The 22,716-nt window shown below is 69.0% G+C and carries 10 protein-coding genes (1 of these 10 cut by a window edge); 2 read left to right on the plus strand and 8 right to left on the minus strand.

All coding sequences use genetic code 11. From position 1 onward, the window contains the following. The 5 genes from NY1_RS13545 to NY1_RS44185 all read right to left on the minus strand — a co-directional run. Positions 1-15,547, minus strand: partial view of a WXG100-like domain-containing protein gene (locus NY1_RS13545; protein ID WP_067711996.1) — the 5' end (the start) only. It extends 18,053 nt beyond the left edge of the window; 15,547 of the gene's 33,600 nt are visible here — the first part of the coding sequence; its start codon is at positions 15,545-15,547; its stop codon lies off the left edge, out of view. A 29-nt stretch (positions 15,548-15,576) separates the two neighbouring features. Continuing rightward, positions 15,577-16,068: a YbaB/EbfC family nucleoid-associated protein gene (locus NY1_RS13550; protein ID WP_067711999.1), complete on the minus strand. Its 492-nt coding sequence runs from the start codon at positions 16,066-16,068 to the stop codon at positions 15,577-15,579. Between the two features lie 10 nt (positions 16,069-16,078). Continuing rightward, on the minus strand, positions 16,079-16,402 hold the full coding sequence (locus tag NY1_RS13555) for a hypothetical protein (protein ID WP_157762212.1): 324 nt from the start codon (positions 16,400-16,402) through the stop codon (positions 16,079-16,081). A 92-nt stretch (positions 16,403-16,494) separates the two neighbouring features. Continuing rightward, positions 16,495-17,280, minus strand: a complete 786-nt coding sequence (locus tag NY1_RS13560; RefSeq protein ID WP_067712005.1) for an ESX secretion-associated protein EspG — start codon at positions 17,278-17,280, stop codon at positions 16,495-16,497. Next, on the minus strand, positions 17,277-19,199 hold the full coding sequence (locus tag NY1_RS44185) for a PPE domain-containing protein (RefSeq protein ID WP_218028354.1): 1,923 nt from the start codon (positions 19,197-19,199) through the stop codon (positions 17,277-17,279). The genes NY1_RS13560 and NY1_RS44185 overlap by 4 nt, the downstream gene beginning before the upstream one ends. A 177-nt stretch (positions 19,200-19,376) precedes the next feature. Here NY1_RS44185 and dtd point away from each other — a divergent pair, with 177 nt between their 5' ends. Continuing rightward, on the plus strand, positions 19,377-19,820 hold the full coding sequence (gene dtd / locus NY1_RS13570) for a D-aminoacyl-tRNA deacylase (protein ID WP_067712008.1): 444 nt from the start codon (positions 19,377-19,379) through the stop codon (positions 19,818-19,820). Positions 19,821-19,835: 15 nt separating this feature from the next. On the opposite strand, the gene NY1_RS13575 is transcribed toward dtd, so the two are convergent. After that, complete coding sequence (locus tag NY1_RS13575; protein WP_067712011.1) at positions 19,836-20,255, minus strand: nuclear transport factor 2 family protein; 420 nt, start codon at positions 20,253-20,255, stop codon at positions 19,836-19,838. A 71-nt stretch (positions 20,256-20,326) separates the two neighbouring features. Between NY1_RS13575 and NY1_RS13580 the strand changes: the two genes are divergently transcribed. Then, complete coding sequence (locus NY1_RS13580; protein ID WP_067712014.1) at positions 20,327-21,241, plus strand: LysR family transcriptional regulator; 915 nt, start codon at positions 20,327-20,329, stop codon at positions 21,239-21,241. 16 nt (positions 21,242-21,257) lie between these two features. Here the strand turns inward: NY1_RS13580 and NY1_RS13585 are convergent, their stop codons facing one another. Further along, positions 21,258-21,782: a hypothetical protein gene (locus NY1_RS13585; RefSeq protein WP_067712017.1), complete on the minus strand. Its 525-nt coding sequence runs from the start codon at positions 21,780-21,782 to the stop codon at positions 21,258-21,260. A gap of 95 nt (positions 21,783-21,877) precedes the next feature. Then, positions 21,878-22,696 (minus strand): SDR family oxidoreductase, encoded by an 819-nt coding sequence (locus NY1_RS13590; RefSeq protein WP_218028355.1) that lies wholly within the window; start codon positions 22,694-22,696, stop codon positions 21,878-21,880. Positions 22,697-22,716: the final 20 nt, after the last annotated feature.

Below are 22,716 nucleotides of genomic sequence, written 5' to 3' on the forward strand. Positions count from 1 at the left end.
CGCCGCCGTCGCGGGTGCGCATGGGCAGCACGTCGGGCGAGATATCGGCGATGCGGCCGGTCATCCAGCGCAGCACCGGCATTCGTTCGCGGACCTGGAGGATGCCTGCGACTTCCTTGAGGATGCGGACCGGGTTGAAATCGTCGCCGATATTCGCGAGCAGGTCGATATGGGAGACATCGCCGAACAGGCGGGTGAGTTCGACCTGGCCTTCACGGTCCTTACCCGAACCCGAGGGGTACTTGGGGGTGAACGGGTGGAAGCCGGGCACCGCGTTCAGCATTCGGTTCAGGGCGCGTTTCAGCAGGCCGGGGCGGTTGGTGGAGTCGGGAACCGCGGGCACGGGCAGATCCGGGCGGGTCGCCACCTGCGCGCGCGGGCGGCCGTCGGCGTCGGTGGAGACGAGGACGTGCACGCGGCGGCCGTCGCCTTCCAGCACCACGCGGTGCCCCTTGTCCGCGGCCGGATCGTGGAAAGTGGCGGCGACCAGATCCGCGATATCCGATGCACGGCGGACCGTTTCGGCACGCAGCTCGCGCAACAGCGATTCGTGATCGGCGCCGGGCCGCACCAGGTCCGGGTCGATGCCGAGGAGGCGTGCCCAATCGTCGCGATCGCGGGCCGCGCGCTGCTGAGCTTCGGGATCGCGGGCCAGGCGGGCGGGATCACCGGCCTGCTCGTGCCGGGCAAGAGCATCAGCGAGCGCTTCGATCGCACCGGCGCGCAACGTATTCCGATACTGCAGGTCACCCGCGATCTCCGGCAGCCGGTCCCGGGTGAGCTCCTCAGGACGCAAGCCGAGCCGATCGGCGATCTCCTGCCGCAGCTCATCCAAGCCGAGCACGCGCCGCTCCTGCCGCGCCGCCCGCGGATCCGGATCCGACCAAGGTTCCATGCCGCGCCGAGGCTCGGATGCTTCGGGCTCGTGCCGAGTTTCAGAGCCCTCCAGTTCGCGCTGGGGTTCAGAACCGTCCAGCTCCCGGGTGGTTTCCTCGCTCCGTGCGCGCTGTTCCTCCAGCTCCGCCCGCGCCAGCCGCTCGTCGAGACCGGCAGCGCGATGCTCGGCGTCGATCGCGCGCAACTGTTCCGGACCAACCTCTGTCCGCCAGAACTCCTCGTTGCCGTAGCGCTCCTCCGCGGTCAGCGGGCGCATCTCGTCCGCACTCATGGCGCGCGGCGCACGGTTCTGCTCCGGGTCTCCGAAAGCGCCCCGCGCACGCGCGATCTCGGCGACCTCACGCAGCGCGACGAGGGGGTCCTGCTTGCGGCCCAGCACCGGATCGAGTCCGAGCGCGTCCGTCAGCGCACGCGCATGAGCGCGCAATTCGGGAGTCAGCGGAGCCGCACCCGAGAACTCGTGCACCCGAAGGAAATTGGCGACCGCGAACAGCGCATCCGACGCCAGCGCGGGCTGCGCCGGACCGGGCTCGGGCGTATCCGCCCCCTCCGCGGGCACCGGCAGCGCATCCCCGTCCCCCTGCACCGGCAGCGGCAACGTGTCCCCGTCCGACTGCACCGGCAACGGCTGGGTATCCGCGTTCGGATCATGCACCGTCCCAGCGCCACCGGCGTTGGGGTCGACGTTCAGCGGGACCGTCGTCGCGTTCGGATCGTGTACGGGACCGCTGCCGCCGGGTTGTGGGTCGCGGTTGACGGGGGCCGTGGTGGCGTTCGGGTCGTGGAGGGGTGTGGATTCGTCGGGGCGGCCGCCGAGGCCTTCCCAGCGGAAGTCGGCGAGCATCCATTCCATGCGGGCGATGGATTCGGCGGTTTCGGCGTCGAGGTCGGCGAGGCGGCGTTCGAGGCTGCCTTCCGGAAGGCGTTCGGCTATCTCGCGGAGGAATTGGGCGTGCTCGTCTCGCATGCGGGCGTTCCAGTCGGCCTGGATGGCGCGCTGGCGGCGGTACCATTCGCTGCCGCCGTCGGCGGGTTCGGAGTTGCCGGGTGTGCGGGGCGGTTCATGCGGGGGTTGGCCGTCACCTCCGGGACCCGGGCGGGGGGTTCGGTCGCCGGGTTGCTGGTCGTGCTGCTGGGTTTGGGTTTCCGGGGGCAGTCTGGGGTCGCGGGGTTGAGGGGTGGGGTGGTCGGGGGTGGCCGGGGGTTCGGCGTTCGTGACCAGGCGCTCGTAGAGCAGTTTCGCGGGGGCGCTGGCATTGTCGCGATTGAGGATGACGTCGGTGAACGCTTCGGCGAGCGCCTCGGGTGGGACCAGGCGGCCGGTGTCCTGGTCGTAGCTGTAACCCGCCAGGTAGTCCATCCAGTCGATGAACTGGTTGACGTCGTGCGTGCCGGTGGTTTCGGCGAAGTGATCGGCGAGGGCGTCGAGTAGTCCCTCTCGGGCCTGCAACTGCCCGAAGTTGTCGAGCGCGTGGCCGAGTTCGTGGACGATGATCGAGTACACGGGGCGTTCGTCGGCGCGCGGCACATGGAAACCGCTGGACACGTCGCTGTACATGATCTCGCCGAGAGCCAGGTCATCGATCAGGTGCAGCGAATTCAGCACGATCCGATCGGTTTTCCAGTCCTCGCCGACGTACCTCACGCCCTGGGTCCTGCCCATGGCGGACGCCGGATCGATGATCGGCGCGATCGCCACCGTGTCGATGCTCGCGGCAAGGTGCGGGAAACGGGCGAAGACGTCCTGCAAGGCCCGGGCGTATTCGCGCATCACATCCGGATGCACGAGGTTGTCGAAGCCCTCGACCTTGATTCCCCAACGCTCCGTGATGGTTTCGGCGATCTGCCGGGCGCCCATCGTCGACCACTCGTCCACCGGCAGGTTGTCACCGTACGGCGACGGCGGCGGCTCGTAGGGTTCGACCGGGTCGGGCGGGCTCAACTGCATCGCGCGCTCGTCGGACTGCGCTACGGGACGCTCACGCGGCATCGAGTAGTGCTCGTTCTCGTCCGCGATCGGGCGGCGACCGGGTTCCTCCGCGGGCGGCGGCAGTGCGCCGGTGTCCGTCTCGCGGCCGCCGAAACGATCGAGCAGCCGCCGGAATCGGCCGCGCTGCTCCGGCTCCACGGCGATCGGCCGGGTCGGATCGGACAGGTTCTCCGCGATGCGGTGCAGCAGGCGCTGCGGGTCGGTGTCGGTGAAACCCCGGTAGCGCGCGGCGATCACATCAGATGGACCGCCCGCACCGTTCGGCGGCGGTATCCGCCAGCCGCCCTGACCGTCGCGCTCCAGCCAGACGTTCATCCGCATCGGGCCCGCTTCGAGGAGGTGGCGGGCGTAGCGGTCGGGGTTGTCGACGCGGTGGGCGTCCGGGTGCTCGCCCTCCCAGGTCGGCATGGGAATGCGGCGATGCACCAGGTCGTGGGCGACCGCGGCCGGATGCGGAATCGTGTAATCGCCGCGGACCGCCAGGCGATTGCCGGCCTCCATGAATCGGTTGGCCAGCTGGACCGGGACCTGTTCGTGCATGCCGTCCCGGCGCAAGGACAAGCGCGGGCGGGTGGCGTTGTTGAACGCGTCGGGGCCGAGCTGGCCCATCCAGTCCGCGAAACCGGTGGTGACCCAGCCGTTTTCGCGGAAGCGGAGGTAGTGGTCGAGCATTTCGCCCAGACCCTCCGCGAAGGACGGGCGGCGCATGCTGCCCTCGGCCTCGTGTGCGTGCAGCGGTGTGACCCGCAGGTCGTCCCCGTCCGGCATGACCGTGCGGTACTGCAGCCGGCTCGGGCCCTCCCAGAGAGAAGCGGCCATGCGGGGATGCTCGTTGATCAATTCCTGCAGGGCCGCTGTGTGCTGTCCCTCGGCGGCGAACACCAGCAGATGCGAACTGACGCTGGAAGAATGCGGCACCCGGATCACGTGATCGGTGAGGCGGGTCGCGACGCCCTCGCGGTAGCGGCGCAGCTCCGTCTCGGAGGCCCGCCGTGCCAGCTCGCGATTCTCGGCTTCCGAAATACGCGGCGGGGCAGGCGGTTCGGCGACGGTGGACGAGTGATCACCGCTGGTGAGTTCCGGCGACGGCTGACCCAGGCGGGCATGGTCGGCGTCGCCGAAGCTGCGCACCACATCGAAGGCGATCTCGGCGTCGCGCAGGCCGGTCCGCTTCAGGTAGCGCTCGAGACGTTCGAGACCAGCCCGGTGCGCGGCTGTTTCCGGATCACCGTAGCGGTCGGGACGGCGGGTGGCCTTCTCGTGGGCCTCGTTGTACGCCTCGGTGTAGGCACGTTCGGCCGGACCAACCGGGAACGGGTTGCCGACCTCGCGCAAGGTGCGCAGCTGGGCGATCTCCTCCGCGTAGGCGCGGGCCCGGCTCGTCCGGGCCTGATCGGTATCCCGGGGCGGCTGGACGCGTTCGGGGGCGCCGGGCTTACCGCGTCTCGGCTGGGAGTGATCGGCATCGCCGGGGCGAGCGCGGTCCGCGGATTCGGGACGCGCCGAGGCATCGCTGCCGATCGGCCGGATGCCGTGCGCGCGATCCCAATCCGCGCCGTGCGACCGCGCTAGGTCCGTACCGCCCACCAGCGGGCCATTGGTGGCGAGATGTGCGGCGACGTCACGCACCGCCTCCCGGTAGGCAGCGGCCTCCAGCATGCGACGGCTTACGGACCCGTCGCCCTTGTACGCGCGCTCGGCGGTGTTCAGCGCCCGCTCGTGCGCATCGCGATATACGCGCTCCAGCGGATCGGTGAGGGCGCGGGTTTCCACCTCGCCCATGCGGCGGCTCTCGAATCCGATTGCGAGGCTTTGCGCGTCGCGGTCGGTCATGGCGCTCACGTACTCGTCGCGGGTCATCGCGAAGCGCTGCAGCGGGCCGTCCGGGAGGGCGCGGGCGGCATCGATCATGGATGCGGCGCGGATCAATTCGGGTGTGTGGTCGGTGTTGCCGCTCGAACTCCACGGCAGGGTCAGCGAATTCGTGGCCGGGTCGTAGCCGAGGGCGGGGCCACGGACCACGCGGCCATCCGGGGCCTGGGTGAGCTCGGCGGCCGGATCGGCGGTGAAGCGGATGTCCACGCCGTGGCGGTCGAGGGTGTTGACGGCCCACTCGCTGATGCTGGTGCGCGTCGGCCATTGCAGGGCGTGGTAGCGGACGAGGTCGCGAGCCCGGTCCTGGTCGTAACGTACGGGGCCGGGGTCGTCGAAGTCGCCGATGCGCTGCGGGGCGGATGATTCCGTGTCCTCTGCGACCGGGAGCGCGTCGAGTTCTTCCCGCAAGGGCGAGTCGTACAGCGGATCAACCGCTTCCTCGGGTGCTTCGGGCCGGGACAGCTCGGCACGCCGCTCCGCCAGTGGGTTCGGGCGATTGTCCTCAGCGTCTCCCCCGGCGAACCGCGGGTCGGCGAGCAGGGCCTCGAGACCGGCCTGGTGCGCGAGCGCGCGCAAATCAGATTCGGACAGTTCGGGCGTGCGCGTGCGCGCTTCGTCGCGAGCCGCTTCAGCAGCGCGCAGATACGTCTCGCGAACCGAATCCTCGAACCTGGATTCCACCGGGTCACGCAGCGCACTACGGGTGTCGTCATACCCAGCGTCACGCAGCTCGCGCGTGAATTCCGCTTCGCGGCCGAAGGATTCGGCCGCACGGCGCAGATGGTCGGCCGACTCGGCCGGTTCGCGTTCCGAACGCGCACCCGATTCTTCGTGCGGACGTGGCAGCAATTCGTCCTGCGGACGCGCCCCCTCCTCCAGCGGACCTGGCGGCAGTTCGTCCTGCGGGCGTGAGGCCGATTCCGATTCCGTTCGCTGCGTCGGGTTTTCGCCAGCGTTCTGTGTTGGTGCGAATTCCGGCGGGACGTCGATATGTGGGGTTGCGGCGACGATCGCGGCGGCTTGCTCGAGCTGGCCGCGGTTGTGCATGTCGATGACCAGCTCACGGGTGGCCGGGTCGTAGGAATCGCGGATGGGGGTATCGCCGCCGGAATCGACCAGGCGCAGGGTGATCCCCGCGTCACGCAGGGAAGTGAGAACATTGCGTCCGGATTCAGTCTGCGACAGCACTTCCAGCACGCGCACGGTGTCGGGATCAGGGACACGCGGCACCCAGCCGTCTGCGGTTTCGGTCGGGCCGTATACGTGTTCGCGAACCGGCCGTTGTTCCGGCGTCAGGCGTTCGTCCGGCGACGACCACGGCCGCTGGTTCGGGTCGTGGTCGGAAGGGCCGTCCGGGACCGACGGCGGGACCATCGGCATCGACGGCGATGGGCGGAGTTCCGCATCGGGGTCGTGCGGTTGCGGGGCCGGATCTTCCTTGGGCGCAGCCGGATCGGCCGGATCTTCCGCGCCGAGTTCAGATTCCTTCTTGGAAGCGGTGGAGTCAGCCGGATCGTGCGGGGCGACCGGTTCCGCGTCGGCGGTGCGGGCGGCTTGTGCGCGTTCGGTCATCAGGTCGTAGAGGACGCGGGACGGTTCGCTGGCATTGTCGCGGTTCAGCAGGACGTCGGTGAAAGCCTCGGCCAGGGCTTCGATTCTGTTGATGCTGCCGTCGCTGCGGAAGCTGTAGTTCGACATGCCGTCCGACACCCACATGAGGTAGTCGAGCAGGGTCGTGTTCTCGTCCTGGTGCGTCTTCGCGAAGTACTTGCTGAGCGCGGACTCGATATCGCCGTGGGCGTGCAGCTGACCGGCGAAATCCACCGCGTGGCCGAGTTCGTGCACCATGGTCGCGTAGATCGGACGCAGGCTCGAGTTCGGGACGTGGAAGTGCGCGTGCTGGTCGTGCTGGGTGCTGGCGTGGAAGCCTTCCGGATTCGCGGCCCAGCTCGCGCTCAGGACGATCCGGTGCGCGGTCAGGTTGCCGTTCTCGTCCCGCGCCGGCACGGCCTCGGCATACGCGCCGGGGTTGACGGTCTCGCCGATCTCGAGAATTCCGCGATCGATATGACCGCCGTGCTCGGCGAGCACATCCTCCACCGCGCGGGCGAATTCGCGCATGACCTCGGGGTCGATGCGGGCGGGATCGAAACCGATCACGTCCTGGAAACCGAACTCGGTCCTCAGCCGGTCGACGATGCCGTCCGCGTCCAGCCGCGACCAGGAATCGTCGGGGCGCGGCGACCAATCCGGTTGCGCGGGCGGAGTTTCCGGCGTCTCGGAATGCCAGTCGTCGCCGTCGAAGAACTCGGGGCCGTCGCCGGGCTCGGTCTTCCAGTCGCTGCCGTCGAAGAACTCCGGGCCTTCATCGGTCTCGCCCTCGGGCCGCCTGCCCTCACCATCGGAAAGCTCCGGCGCCTCACCTGGTTCCGGACGGATGGCATCGTCGGGCCGCCGGTCCTGACCGTCGAGGGGCTCTGGGACTTCCGTTTCCGGCTCGGTGGGATCGCGGCGCGCGTGCGGGTCCGGTTCCTGGGCTGTGTGTTCCGGGTGCGGAGCCGGGCCCGACGGCGACGGGGGTGGAATCTCGCGGGCGCGCTGTTGCGGTTTGCGGCGGGGGCGCTGCTCTTCCTGCTGGTTCTGTTCGGTGCGGGTCTCGTCGGCGCGGGTGCGCTCCTGCACGGGGATGTCCCGGCGGGTTTCGGCGGCCGGCGGGGTGGCCTCGGCGGCGGCTTCGTCACCACGCGGCTGATCGGGGCGCGGCAGGTCCACGCGGGTGGCGTTCGGGTCGGCGGTGTCGGGCAGCCGGAGGTCGGGGCGGGTGTCCGCCAGCGGTCTGCGGGCCTCGGCGCCCGATCGGTCGGGTGCGTCGGGATCGGGGCGGGTGGGCAGCGGGTCGGCACGGGTGGCGTTCGGATCCGATTCGTTCGGCAGCGACTGCTCCCGGCGATCGCGCGGGACCTCGGCCTCGGCTCCGCGCTCGGGTGCACCGGAGGGGTCGGCGTGCGCGGCGGCATCGCGGGCACGCTGGTCGGCGGCGAGCAGGTTGTGCTGGTGCGCCTGCTCGGAGAAGGCATCGGCCAGTAGCTGCTGCCGGGCGGCGTCCATGGCCAGGCGACGCAGGGTTTCCGGTAGTCGCTCGGGGTCCAGATCCGCGAGCCGGACACCGAGTTCGTCGGCGAGTTCCACTCGCTCGGTGCGGAGTTCGCGCCGACGTTCACCCTGCTCGTGCAGTTCCCGCGGCAGCGGTTCGGCGGGCAGCTCCGCGCCGTTGTTCACCGCCGGGAAATTGTGCAGCGGCAGTTCGCCGGCGCCGAAGATATCGGTCAGGAATTCGTGACCGGGGTCCTCGGCCAGCTCACCCTTCAAGTTGAGCGGCAGCTCGTCACGGAACGGGACTCGTTGGTGCTCTTCGTTGTACGCCTCGGCCACCGCCGCGAGCCGTTCGACCGCCGCCAGACGTTCCCGGGCACGCTCGTGCAGCTCGACTTCGGCGAGGCGCAGGGAGAGCGGGCTGTGATCCGGCAGTGCGACATCGGCATTGCCGGCCAGGCGCGAGAGTTCGGCAGCGGACGCGGCGCGATCCGCGGTGGTATCGGCCGGGGGCAGGGCGATATCGGGGCGGGTGTCGGTGTTCGCGGCGCGGGCGGCCGGATCCGGGGCGGGGAGTTGCGTATCCAGGTGGGCGGCGTGCTCGCGCAATCGCTCCGGGACGTCGACCTGGGCGAGCAGATCCGGATCGGCTTCGGTTTCCCAGTACCGGTTCTCGGAGCCGTCGGCATTGCGGTCGATGACGAAATCGTCGGCACGGTCGGCGCGAATACCGAGGAAGAACTCCTTGATCCGCCCGCGCTTGCGATAGAGCTCGACGATCTCCTTGATCAGCCGGACCGCGTTGGGGGACTTGTCGTGTGGGGCATGACCGGTCGCCACTTCGATGGCGGCATCGACGGCCACCGACTGCCCGTGCCCGTCCAGTCCCGAACCCGACGGATGCTTCGGAATCGCGTCGTGGCTGCCGAACAGGTCACGAATCTCGCTGCCCAGCTGGCGCAATCGCTCCAGCATGCGTTGCGCCGGGGTCTCCCTGCGGACCGGGATGTCGGGACGGGTCGCCTCGGATTCCGAACCCCGATGCTGTTGCGCACCAGCGAGATCCGTGCGGGTGGTGTCTGCCCGGGTCTGCTCGGCGGCGGCCGCCTCAGAAACCGGGATGTCCGTGCGGGTGTCGTCGGTGCGAGTGCGCTCCGACGCGGGCAAATCCGTGCGGGTGTCGTCGGTACGGGTCCGCTCCGACGTCGGCAAATCCGAACGCGTGTCGTCAGTGCGAGTCCGCCCCGACACCGGCAAATCCGAACGCGTGTCATCGGTGCGAGTGCGCTCAGACACCGGGATATCCGTGCGCGTGTCATCCGTGCGGGTCCGCTCGGCCACCGGGATGTCGGTACGCGGGTCATCGGTACGGGTGTGTTCGGCGGCGGGCAGGTCGGGGCGGGTGTCGTCGTCGGCGCGAGTTCGGCTGGGGTCCAAGGCATCCGCGTCGATGCCATCGGGACGGGTTTCCGCGGTCAGGCGTTCCCGGTCGTGGTCGGCGGGGCCGTCGGGTTCGTGCGGAGTACGGGAATCGTCCGGGTGCGTACCCGGCTCGATCGGGCGCTCCAGGCCGTCGCGGACGAGACGGTCGATATCGTCCAGGCTTGCGGCGATGCGGCGGTCCATCTCGCGCAGCCGGGCCTGGGACTCGTCGATCACGTCGTTGGCGCGGGCGATCGCTTCGGGGACCGTGGGTTCGGTGCGGTCGGCCGCGCCGTCCAGGCCCTGTTCGACCATGCGGTCGAGGGCTTCGAAACCGGCGTCGATGCGGCGCTGCATCTCGTCCAAGCGAGCGTTGGATTCGCGCAGCAGATCGTCTGCGCGGGCAAGCATTTCGGTCAGCGAGCGCGGCGACTCGTCGCCGGTTGCGGGCAGGTGGTCATCGATGGTGGGCGCCGGGCGCTCGGTGCCAGGTTCGGACGGCATTGATCCGTGCGGGTGCGCGCCATTCGAATCTTGCTGCGCCCCTGCGCTGTTCGGCTGCGCATGCGGGTCCGGTGGGGAATGGTCCGGCGTCGCGCCGAGGCCTTGCTCTTCCCGTGCCCGCCCCGTCAGCAGGTCGTACAGCGCACGAGCCGGCTCGGTCGCGTTCTCCCCGTTGAGGATCACATCGGCGAACGCCTCGGCCAGTGCCTCCGGGGCGTCGACCCACGGGGTGCCTTCTTCGAAGCTGTAGTCCGACATCCGCTGGATCCATGCGTCGTACTCCGACAGCACCGGATTCTCGCCGTACAGCTCCTTGTAGCGTGCCAGCAGCGCGTCGTCGAGATCGTCCCGCCCGCGCAGCTGACCCTGGAAGTCCACCGCGTGCCCGAACTCGTGCACGATCGTCGAATAAATCGGTCGCGCACCGGAATTCGGGACATGGAAGCCCTCGTCCTGGTCCCGCAGCGTGGACAGGCGGAAGGTTTCGGGATCATTGGCCCACGCCTCGCTGAGCACGATCTTCTCGGTGAAGTGCCGTCCGTTCGCATCGGTCCCCGGGACCGCCTCGGCATAAGCGTTGAGATGCTGGGTCGGACCGACCTCCAGCCGCCGCACATCGACGAGATCGCCGTGCCTGGTCATCATGTCGTCGATGGCACGCGCGAACTCGCGCAACACCTCTACATCGGCGACCCGGTCGAAACCGATGATCTCCTCGAAGTTCCAGTGCGCCCACAACCGTTCCTCGATGCCCTCGCGGTCCAGCTGCGACCATTCGTCGTCCGGGCGGGGTGAGAAGTCGGTGGAGTCGGGCACGTCGTGCGAGGCGGCGTCGTCCGGAGCGTCGGCGGCGTCCTTCGGCTGTGGGGCATCGTCACCGGCGGGCTCGGCCGGACGGGGGACGGCACGTGACGCGGGTTCCGAAGCGGCAGGCTGGAGTTCGCCTTCCTGCCGCTGTTCCGGCCTGGTCCGGCGGAAGTCGTCGTCATCGCGCGGTGCGGGCGTGCGCGTCTCGTCGTCCGGGCGAACCGGGGTATCGGGATCGTCCTCGCCGACAGGCTTGCGCGCCTCCCGCTCGTCTTCGTCAGCCGGTCTGCGTGCCTCCTCCTCGTCCGTGTCGGCCGGTCTGCGTGCCTCGCCCTCGTCCGTGTCGGCCGGTCTGCGTGCCTCGCCCTCGTCCGTATCGGCCGGCTTGCGCGCCTCTTCCTCGTCCGTGTCCGCGGGTCGACGGGCCGACTCGTCGGAGTCGGGAGTGCGATCGCCCGAGTCGTCGTCGGAATCTGGTCGGCGACTGCCTGATTCGTCGTCGGGACCAGAGCTACGGGTATCCGGCTCATCATCCGAGCCAGGAGTACGAGTGCCCGACTCATCGTCGGAGTCGGGGGTGCGAGCGCCCGGCTCATCGTCGGAATCCGGTTGGCGGGTGGCTGATTCGTCGTCGGAGTCCGGGGTGAGGTCGTCGGGGTCCGGGATGGGCTCGTCGTCGTCTTCGTTGTCGGTCTGGTTCGGGGTGCGGTCGCGGGCGTCCTCGACGCCGGCCATGCGGAGGAGGGTGTGGCGGGTCTCGGCGTTCAGGGGGGTGAGAGGCTGGCCGTCCGGTTTGAAGAGGATGGCGCGGGTGCCCCGGGTTTCGCGGGGGACGACCGGCGGGTAGCCGTGGTCGGGGCCTGCCGCGAGGTCCTTGACGACGATGGAGCCGCCCTCGTTGACCATGAGGTAGGCGTGCGCGCCGACACCATGCTCGTCGACGGCTCCCGCGTAGCGATCCACCACCAGCGCCGCCGAGCCCGGGCCCAGCCGCTCGAGTCGGCGCGCGATGGCGTCATGGTCGGCGAACCGGCTCAACCGGCCGCCGGCACTGCCCACCAGTTCCTCGGCCGACATGCCTTCGGGCCCGACCGGACCTTCGGGGATACGAATCGATTCATTGCCGGTGATGGCGCGCAGCAACCGCAGGGACAGTTCGCCGCAGCGGCCGCGCAGCGGGTCGCCGCCCGAATCCTGTCGGCGTGGAGCAGATCCCGGCTCGTCCAGACTGCCCGGGTGGGGCGTCGCGCCATCACCGGTGTCGGCGAGATCGGGTCGCCGAGGGGTGTTCGTGTCAGGAGGCGTGTCGTCGCCGGGCGCCGGACGGGTGTCGTCGCCGGGTGCGGGCCGGGTGTCGTCATCCGTTCGGGACGACTCATCGGACCGGCGTGAACCATCCGCCCGCCGCTCCCCGCCGTCACCACGCGGATGCGGCCCGTCGCCCGCGAGCGGCGGGCCGACGAGCAGGCCGGCATCGGGAGCAGGATCGGACGAATCGTCGCGGCGGCGACCGGCCGAGTCGTCGTCTCCTCGCGGCGGGGTCGAATCGTCGGGGTCACCGGTCAGCCGGGTGCGTGCAGCGTCCTCGGAATCTCGCCGTGGCCGCGAATCACCCTCCGGCGCATCATGATCGGGCCGCCCCGACACATCGTCGCCCGATTGCCTGCGTCCGTCGGAATCAGGCGATTCATCCGGCCGCCGCCCAGCCGAATCGGCGCGATCGGGCTGTGCGTCATCCCGCGGCCGCGCGGCCTCGCGATCCGGATTCCGGTCCGGCGATTCGCCATCCCGGTCGCGCGTCGGCGAACCCTCCGTACGATCACCTTCCGGCCGTATACCGGACTCGGCCATGGACGATTCATCCCTGGGCGACGCGTTGTCTGGCTCACGACGCGGCATTCCCTCTGCATCCGAGGGACTTTCACCGGTCCGACGCGTCGCCTCATCCCGGTGCGGAGCAGCGTCATCGCGCCCACGCACACCATCCGGACGCGAATCGGCATCCGCGGGTGCCTCGTCCTCACTCCGCCGAGCGCTCTCCGGGCGGTCACCGGAACGGTCCTCGGGTCCGGAATCGGCATCCCGACGCTGCGTTTCGTCTCCGCCGGGACTACCGTCCCGATCCCGGCCGGATCCGACCCCGTCGCGATTCCCCGCCGCATCCCGATCCGCGCCCGATTCATGACTACGCGAAGGTGTTTCGTCCGCTTGCGGCGATGCACCGTCCGGCTGCGACGGGGTCTCCCCATCGCGGCTGGGCGGCGCATCGGCGCGCTGGGTGTTCCGGTCGCCCGACTCGTCGGGATGCTGGGCGGCTCCGTCGTCAGGACGGTCGGCGGTGGCATCAGCGTCGGGTCGGTTCGCAGGCGCGTCGGCGTCACTGGCGTCGGCCCGGGTGGAATCAGCAGCATTCGAGCGGTTTTCGGATGCGTCGCCGCCGTCCGGAGAGGCCGGTTCGTGGGGGGTTTCCGAGTCCTGGGTGTGCGAGGTGGACCCGGGAGAGGTTGTATCCGGGCGGACCTCTGGGCCCGGTTGCGGGCGGGAGCCTTCGGCCGAGTTCGGCTGGGGGCGAGGAGTGTCCGTGCGGGGCGCTGCTCCCTCACCGGCGCGCGGTGCGCCGACCTCGGCGGCACGAGGGGCGTTCGCGCGCGGATCGGCATTGGAAGGTGCTGCTGTGGCACGTGTTTCGGCTGTGCGGGCGTCGTGATTGCCTCGGTCGGATGCGCCTGTCGCCGACTGGCCGGGGGCCGGGGCGGAGTTCGGGGCCGCGTTGACGCCGTGTTGAGAGGAACTCGTTGCGGTGGAGCTCACTCCGGCGGGACTCGCGGTGGAGGCAGCTGCACCGCTTGCGGCGGGAGAGCTGGGCGCTCCCGTCGCTGAGGCACCACTCGCCGCAGTGGAGGCGGGCGACGTGGATGGACCGGACGAACCGGCGGCGGGACCCGCGCCGGTGGTGGGCGCGCTAGGTGATGCTGACGGGCCGGCGGCGGGGCCCGTGCTGGAGCCGGTTGCGGAGGTGGCGCTCGGCCCGCCGCTCGATCCGGCACCGGCGGCAGGCCCGGCGCCGCCGCTCGAACCGGATGCGGAAGTGCCGCTGGGACCGGATGCGGACCCGCCACCGGATGCCGCCGCAGAACCGGCGTTCGATGCGGCCGCCGAACCAGCGCCAATGGAACTTCCGGCAGATCCGCTGCCCGAGGGACCACCGCTCGACGTGGTTGACGGACTACCACCGGAGGAGCTCGGCGATCCGCCGCCTGTCGAAGCCGGGGACGACCCGCCAGTTGAAGCCGGTGATGAACCACCAGTCAAGGCCGGGGATGAACCACCAGTTGAGGCCGGGGACGAACCACCAGTCGAGGTCGAGGAAGAACCACCAGTTGAGGCCGAGGAAGAACCACCGGCGGCCGAGGAAGAACCACCCGTTGCAGCCGGGGACGAACCCCCGCTGGAGGCGGGAACTCCGGTCGAACTCGCCGAGACGCCGCCACCGGTGGCCGCTGGGCTTACGGACGTGGGAGCCCCTGCGCCGGAGGGGCTTCCGTTCGATGTCGCCGACGGTCCGGTTGCCGCCGCTGCGCTGCCATCGTGGGTTCCGGATGAGCCGGAGGTTGGGGCGGAGGGCGAGTGGCCGGAGCCGTTCATGCCGCTCGGGTCCTCGCCGCGGGCTCCGGGGCGGTTGTCGCCGCCGGAATACGCTGCCGCGCCGTTGGTTTGGCCGTTGGTTTCCGGGCGTGAGGTGCTGCCGTCGCCGATGGGGCGGGCGCCGGTGCCGGATTGGTCGCCTGCGCTGGTGGATCCCGCCGGGTTGGTGCGCGGGCTTTCGCCGGCGCCGTTGGTTCCGGTGGGGCTGCCTCCGGTGCCGTTGTTGCCGAGGCGGGTTCCGGGGTCGCCGATCATGCCGGGTGGGAGGGATCCGATATTCGGCATGGTCGGGATGCCTGCTCGCATCCGGGTTACGGTGGGTTCCCAGACTCGGTGTGCGGCATGGTGATTCAGTCCGGAGCCGAGGCCGTTGAGTGCGCCCGCGGTGAACATGCGGTAGTCGAGGGGCGTGTTCTTCAGGTTCTCCCAGGCTTTGTCGAGCCCGTAGCGGTGGGCGTCGAGGGCGAATTGCGCGCCCATGCTGCCGACGAGGCCCGCGCCCGCGCCGACGAGTCCGGCGCCGACGCTGGTGATGGCCGAGTTCAGCGCGCCGTCTATGCCTCGGTTGGCGAGGCCCTTGCTGATCTTGCCGCCCAGCGGGCCCGCGACCGCGCCGCCGATGGCGGAGCTGACGGCCGTGACCCCGACCTGCCCCCAGTCGACAGCCTTACGGTGGCCCTTGTCGACCTGGTACTGCTGAATCCCGTAGTCCTGCAGGGTGCCCAGCGCGGTGTCCATGACGAAGTGCCGCAGCGCGAACTTCACGAACGCGGTGAGACCGGCCTTCGCCGCCGCACGCAGAATCGCCGCGAGGGCACGCTCGCCGATGATCCGCACCGCGATGCGGGTGACCGCGATCGCCGCCGCCTCCAGCGCCGGTCCCGCGGGCGGAAAGATCCACGCCGCGACCATTTCCGCCGCGAACAGCACCAGCGACGAGATGAACATGAGCTTCGAGTACTCGATCTCGGTGCCGGTCGAATACGCCGATTCCCCGAGCTGATCGAAGTATTTGGCCAGATCGAGGATCGAGGTGCTCTTCTGCTCCTTGCCGTCCGGCCCGACCACCGTCCCGCTGCCGCGCCCGGCCAGCGAATCGAAGATGGCCAGCATCGGGTCGCGGCCCTCGCCGTCCACATAGGCGGCGAGGGTCGCGTACTTGGCATCGTCGATGGCCGAGATCTGCCCCCGCAGTCCTTCGGCGGCGGTCCGCCAGTCCTGGGCGAGATTCCACATCTCGTCCTCGTTGCCGTGGGGCCATTCCATGCCCGCGAGGATGCCCAGCCATTCGAGTTCGGAGGGGAATTCGATCATGCGCGGTTACCCCACCCGGAAGTGGCGTCTCACCATCCGGAATCGGTGGCCGTTCCTCGCGGCTTGGGGGCCTGCTCGTCCGGCTCGGGGTGCGCCGCAGCGCGTTCCGGCGATCCCGGCGGGGCGGTGGAGACCACCGGCAGGTCGGGTACGGCCAGTTCACGGCTCAGATCCGGCATGCCGGGGATCAGGTCGGTCAGCTTCGGCATGCGATTGCGGTTCTGCGAGACCGGGGCCATCAGCTCCTGGCTGCGCCGCGCCACCTCCGCCGACGCCTGCTGCGCGGCCTCGGTGACCGCCCGCGCGATCTCGTGATAGTCGAGATCCTCGATGCCCGAACCGAATCGGGTCTCGATGACGGTGCCGTCGGCGTTCACGGTCACCGTGACCCGTTTGCCGCGCACGGTCGCGGACGCGGTCAGCGCGGCACGTTCCCGCTGCAATTCGGTAATGGTGGTCATCTGATTCCGGAAGTCGTCCAGAATCGCGGCCAGATCGGATTTCGCGCGTTCGTTGGTCATGGCAGCCGCATCACTTGAAGCTGTCGCGGTTGCCGTCTTCCATCCGCTGCAGCTTCGCGGCGGAATCGGCTTGGCCCTTGGAGAAATTCCCGAAGGTGCCGGCCATATTGCCGCCGCCTTCGATCATGTTCGTCCGGCTGGCGATATAGCCCTGCGGGCCGTCGGCGAAACCCTTGCCCAGGGTGTCGTTGCCCCACGGCTCACCGCGGCCGCTGGTGCTGGCCTCGAGCGTGTCCATGATCTTCTCGATATTGTCCCGGACCTTCCCGGTCTTGCGGGAAGCCGTGGTCAGCAGATCAATATAGGACTCGAGTCGACCGTCACCACCACTCATGTCGATGACCTTGGCAGGTTCCGGCAACCGCTTAGTTGCCGGAACCTTAACGGCGAGTGCCGATTCGCGCGGGCACTCACCCGCGCGAGTGCTCAGTACTCGTCCTCGCCCCGGGCTTCCATATGCTTGCGCACCTTCTCCACCCGCGCCTCGATCCGGCGCACGAGCTGGCCGGAACCGATGCCGACGGCCCGCAACTCGGGCTCACCCAGTTCGATGAGATAGCGCCCGTCGTCGGTGACGTCGCGCCACAGCATGGTGGTTTCCATCACGCCGCTGGGGCCGTACTTGGAACGGCTCTGCAGCACCCGGATGGTGCCGGTCCAGTCGGCCCGGCGGCCCAGGAAGGCCAGGCTTCGCGTCTCCATAGAGTCGTCGAAGGAGTCGAAAGCCAGAGAACGCGAACCGTATTGGGCCTCGCGCTGCGGTTCGAGCACGATCGGCACCACCGCTTCCCGGCCCGTGCCGGCGTCGGGCAGCTGGGCGACCATCAGACGCGGCAGTTCCTGCGGATCGCATTCGGTGATGGTGAAACCGCCGCTGTGATAGATGGTTTCGGCCGGTTTCTGGGTGATCATGCAGGCCCGCCGGTCTCGCACCGCGCCGTGCACGCGAATCCGCTTCTCCGGGTTGGTCATATCGTCGTCGCACCAGGTGTGCGAGACGATGATCACCTCCGGGCGGTGGATGGTGTCGAAGAGCGCGCCGACGCTCGGACCGAGCCGATCCCGCAGCAGCTCATCGGTTTCGAACAGCTGCCGGTCGTATTCGTCGCTGTCGTCGGTGCGGCAGGTGTACGTGAGCGGGGTGGGTATCCACCCCTCCAGGTAGCGATTGGTCAGCGCCCGGAACTCGAGATCGGTGAACTCCCATTTCACGCCTCGATCACCGACTTCGAGTCACCGGTGTCGAATCCCATGCCGCGGAAGAAATCGACGTCGAGGATGACCGAACCCGGGTCGGTGGCGGGCACGGGCGCGGCCTCCTGGGGAGCGGGCGCGGCCGGAGCGGGCGCTTCGCCGCCGCCGGGACCGGCCGCCACGCCGGGGCCTTGGCCTTGCGACGGCTCCTCCGAGACACCCGCGCGCGGAACCAGATTGGTGTGGCCCTCACCCCCGCCGCCCGCCGCACCCGCGGCCGAGGCTCCGGCCGCAGTGCCCGCGTTTTCCACGGGCACGACGGTCGCACCCGTGGTGCCGGTGGTGCCGAGGCCCAGCACCTCGGCCAGGGCCGCGACCTTGTCCGGAGAGGATTGGATGGTCGCGATGGCCTTGGTGACCTGGTCTTCGGAGATGCCGAGCAGAGACGCGATGCTGCCGGTGTCGTTGGTCTGGAAGAGCTTCTGGAACTCTTCGAGGATGGTCGGCAGCTGTTGCAGCGCGGTCGTACCGGCGGTGGCCAGGGTGCTCAGCACCGAGGCGAACTGAGACAGGTCGCTCGAACCCGTCGATCCGGTGGATCTGGTGCCGCTCGCGGACGGGGAGGTCGGCGTGGTCGGGGTCGGGGTGGTGGGGGTCGGTGTCGTCGGGGTGGTGGGCTTGGTCGGAGTGGGGGTCGTCGGAGTTGTCGGCGTGGTCGGGGTCGGAGTTGTCGGCGCCGTCGGAGTTGTCGGCGTCGGCGTGGTTGGGGACGTCGGGGAGGTAGGGGACGTCGGAGACGTAGGCGAAGTCGGAGACGTCGGTGACGTAGGCGAAGTCGGAGACGTGGGCGAAGTGGGCGACGTCGGTGACGTAGGCGACGTCGGGGAGGTAGGCGAAGTGGGCGACGTCGGAGACGTAGGCGACGTCGGTGACGTAGGCGAAGTCGGAGACGTGGGCGAAGTCGGCGAGGTCGGCGACGTAGGCGTCGCACCCTTGACGGTCGTCGGGCACGGCACGATCGGCATCGCCGCTTCCGTATCCTTCGCGGGCTTCAGGTATTTGGACTCGTAGGAATCGCGGTAGTAGCTGACCCCGGTTTCCATACAACCCGGCTCATCCGGGCTGTCCGGCATGAAGTCCTTGGTGACCTTCATCCAATGCGCGGTGTAATCGAGCAGCTCGCCCATCTCGTTCATGGTGTCGATCAGCGGCTTCAGATCATTGGCGTAGGTGATGACGGCCTGCTGCGCCGCCGACGCTCCCGCGCCCCGCCAGGCATTGCTGAGGCCCTGAATCGTATTGGTGAAGTCGGTGACCTTGCCATTCACTTTGCCGGACAGGTTCGTCCACAGATCCGACGCGGCGACGAACGGGCCGGGATTGAGCGCCTGCCCGAGCTGGTACAGATCGGGCATGTTCATCTGATCCTTGGGCCGGAAGATGATGCTGGTCGGCTCCTTGGACTTGCCCTTGTCGTCCTTCCACTTCTTCAATGTGCCCGGCAAGGACACCCCCACGGCGTCTTTCGCATCTCGATGCTTCGGGCCCGCCCCGATATCGGCTGCCCCGTCGGGGATCTTGTAGGTCCCCAGCCCTTCCTTGATCTTGTTCAGCGGCACGAACTCGTCCCGCGACAATTCCTCGCTGTGCTTGTACGCCTGACCCGCCGCCCGGAAGGTTTCGAGCATGTCGGTGACGATGTCGATGTGGGTGTCGAACGCGTTCACCAGTTCGAGCCCACGGCGATTCAGTTTGGCCGCCATCGCGTCGCCATCCGACAAACTGCCGATCTTGGGCAGATTGGTGAGCTCGGGGTCCGCAGCGTTCTTGTACCCGCGCATCAGCCTGATCAGGTCGGCGCACGCCGACATCGCCTTCTGCGCCGTACTCGGGTCGAACTCCAGCGTCTGCGCTTCAGCCTGCTGCCTGAGTCCCACCCAAGCCGTTTGGTCTTTGTTCTGAGGTGCCATCGGTAACTACGTCGCTCCGCGTCGGGTTCAGTTGTGCATGCCAGCACAGCGTACTTTCATGAACTCCCGATGGCGCGCAAAGAAATTGGGGGTTGCGCCGACCCCCGGACAGTGCTTCGATCGGCCCGCTGCCAAGATCGATGGGTGCGAGTACTGGTCCAGCGTGTGAGTTCCGCCCAGGTCACCGTCGACGACGAGGTGGTCGGCCGCATCGATCCGGCCGCTCACGGCGCACCCCACGGCCTGGTCGCCCTCGTCGGCGTCACCCACACCGATACCGAGGCGACCGCTAAAGCCCTCGCCGACAAACTCTTCCGCCTGCGCATCCTGGACGGTGAACGCTCCGCCGCCGATCTCGGCGCGCCGATTCTGGTGATCAGCCAGTTCACCCTCTACGCCGATACCGCGAAGGGGCGCCGCCCGTCCTGGAACAATGCCGCGCCGGGGGCGGTCGCCGAACCGCTGGTCGATGCGTTCGCCGCCACGTTGCGCGAGCTGGGCGCGACGGTGGCCACCGGGCGGTTCGGTGCGCACATGCAGGTGGAGTTGATCAATGATGGGCCGGTGACCATCCTGCTGGAGGGCTGACGATACCGGTCGCTTTCAGGGATTCACCGGGGTCAGCGGGCGCAGGACGCGCTCCACCAGGGCGGTGTCGCAGTGCTCGATGACCTCGGTGATGCGGCCGTCGGCGAGGGTGAAGATGAAGCAGTAGGTCTGGTTGTAGGGGTCGCCTTCCACGGTGGTGCCGTTGCCCTGGGCCTGCACGACCACGCGGTCGTCCTCGGCGATGATCAGGTCGGCGTGGATGCGGTAGCCGCCGTCGAATTGGGCCATGAGCGGGCCCAGGAGCTGGTGCAGAACGGTGGGCTTCAGGGACCAGGTGCCCGACCAGGACCAGTTACCGGCGAAGGTCCAGCGGACGTCGTCGGACATGGCTTCGGGGAGGGCGGCGGTGCGGCCTGCGGAGAGGTCGTCGAAGACGGCGCGGATGAGGGTTTTGTTCTGTTGCGCGGTGGTCATGCTTCGAAAGCTACGGGGGTGCGAGGCATGCGACCAGCGAGAGTCTCGCATGGGTGGTATTACGTATTCGCATGGGAGAGTTCACCGTCGCCGGGCTGCGGGTGGTGCGGGAAGCGGCGCGGACCGGGTCGTTCTCGCGGGCGGCGGAGCGGTTGGATTACACGCAGTCGGCGGTGTCGCGGCAGATCACCTTGATGGAGCAGGCGGCGGGGCGGGCGCTGTTCGAGCGGTTGCCGCGCGGGGTGCGGCCGACCGAGGCCGGGTTGATCGTGCTGCGGCACGCGGATGCGGTACTCGACGCGCTCGACAATGCGCGGGATGAATTGCGGGACCTGAAGCGGGCGCCGGTGCGGTTGCGGGTCGGGGCGTTCTCCACCGCCACCGCGGCGCTGGTTCCGCGCGCCATTGCCGCTGCGGCACAACACCATCCGGAGATCAGGGTGCGGCTGCGGGAAGGAACGAGCCAGGTATTGCTGAACGGGCTGGTGCGCCGCCGGGTCGATCTCGCCGTGCTGTCACAACCCGAAGCGCTGCCGGAAGGCGTGGAAACCACTCCCCTACTGGATGATTCGCTGTACGTCGCCGTCGCCGCCACGCACCCGCTGGCCGGTCGGGGTAGCGTGCCCGTCGGGCTCCTGCGCAAGGAACGCTGGATCACCGGCAGCGAGGAGGACGGTTCGGGCCTGCTCGGCGTGTGGAGCGAAGTCGCCTGGCGACCTGCCATCGGTCACGTCGCCCGCGACTGGGTCGCAAAGCTGGGTCTGGTCGCGGCCGGACTGGGCGTCACGGTTGTGCCGGGTCTGGCCGTAACCGCGCTCCCCGCAACGGTTTCCATCCTCAAGGTGCAGGGCTCCACCGCCTTCCGCCCCATCGTCCTCGCCTACCGTGCCGACAGCGACATCGACAGTCATCACCCGTTCGCCATGGCCCTGCGCGACACCGCCGCAGCGCTCTCCACCGAAGTGCGGCTCCGCCTGCGGGATTGAGGGAACGGTCCCGCTGTCAGCGGGGGCTGAGTTCTCGCCTCATGGCGGCGAGGGCGTCGGATGAGAAGAGTTCGCGCGGCAGGGCGATGCCCTTGAGCGTTCCGTAGCGGACGTACACCACGTCGCCGAGGTCGATCAGTTCGTCGATCTCGGCATAGGACAGGTGGGTGGTGCCGGTGGCGAGGACGAAATCCACCGAATCCTGTTGGTAGCGTGCCGATATGGTGCGCCCGGATCCGGCGTAGGCGGTGATCTGCTTGGGCGGGCGCACCACGCGCAGCGCGGTGACCAACGCGAACATCACGACCGTCACGAGCAACAGGCCGAAGTAGATGCCGACGATCCCGGCCAGGCCGGAACCGTTCTTGCTGGTATTGCTGAAGACGTCGATGATGTGCTGGAACATCAGGATCAAAGGCACGATCAGGATGAATCCCCAGGTCAGCGGTGAGCGCAGGGTCATGGGTATGGTCGCGCGGGTCAGCCGCCGGCCCAGGTCGGGCGTGGCGACGACAGACTTCTCGATCGGCAACTGCAGCAACGGATTCCCCCCATGTCGATCTACCGTTTCGCAGGGACCCTAGCGGAGTCGCCGCCACCCCGCCATTCGATAACCCGCCACCTCCCCGGCTACCGTCAGAGCACCCAGCCCGAGGTCATCGACAGCACCGCCGAACCGTTCAGGTCGGCGAGGGACGACGCCACGAAATCCCTTGCGGCGGCAGAAGTTTGCCAGCGGAAGACGGGGGGTTCGGCGGCCAGCGCTTGCAGTATGACGTCGGCGACCTCGTCGGCGCTCTGGCTGCTGGAGTAGGCGCCGAGCGTGCGATCGATGTAGTTGCGCAGCGCGGGTGCGTAGGGTCCGGCCGCACCGACCGCCGCCTCTGGATCGACACCCGCGTTCGCTACGAATTCCGTTGCCACCGCGCCGGGTTCGATGACGCTGACTCCTACACCTACCGTCGCTGCCACCGGCGCCAGGCTCTGCATGAAGCCCTCCACCGCGAACTTCGCCGCGCAATAGGCCTCGTTGAACGGCTGGCCGATCGCGCCGCCGACGCTGGTCACCGTCACCACGCGCCCCTGGCTCGCGCGCAGGTGCGGCATCGCGGCCTTGGTCACCTCGACCACACCGAAGAAGTTCACCTCCAGCGCGCGGCGGAAGTCGTCCATGGACAGGTTCTCGACGGTGCCCAGGACCGAGGCGCCCGCGTTGTTGACCACCGCGTCCAGCCGTCCGTAGTGGGCGATCACACCGGCCACGCACTCGCGGATCGACTCCCCGTCGGTGACATCCAGCCGCCGCACGTCCGCGCCGGTCTCGCGCACCGGATCGGCGCGATCGAGATTCCGCAGCGTCGCCACGGTGGTGTAGTCGGCTTCCATCGCCGCCCAGGTCGCGGCCAGTCCGATACCGGTCGAAGTGCCGGTGATGAGAACAACCTTGTCGCCCATGCGGTTCATCAAACCAGCCC

The organism is Nocardia yamanashiensis NBRC 100130, from assembly GCF_001613325.1.
GTDB lineage: Bacteria > Actinomycetota > Actinomycetes > Mycobacteriales > Mycobacteriaceae > Nocardia > Nocardia yamanashiensis.

Excerpts from the sequence above, each read along its gene's own strand:
- NY1_RS13575 (WP_067712011.1), bottom strand. The coding sequence starts at position 20,255 with ATGACCACCGCGCAACAGAACAAAACCCTCATCCGCGCCGTCTTCGAC.
- NY1_RS13590 (WP_218028355.1), bottom strand. The coding sequence starts at position 22,696 with ATGGGCGACAAGGTTGTTCTCATCACCGGCACTTCGACCGGTATCGGA.
- NY1_RS13550 (WP_067711999.1), bottom strand. The coding sequence starts at position 16,068 with ATGACCAACGAACGCGCGAAATCCGATCTGGCCGCGATTCTGGACGAC.
- NY1_RS13555 (WP_157762212.1), bottom strand. The coding sequence starts at position 16,402 with ATGAGTGGTGGTGACGGTCGACTCGAGTCCTATATTGATCTGCTGACC.
- NY1_RS13580 (WP_067712014.1), top strand. The coding sequence starts at position 20,327 with ATGGGAGAGTTCACCGTCGCCGGGCTGCGGGTGGTGCGGGAAGCGGCG.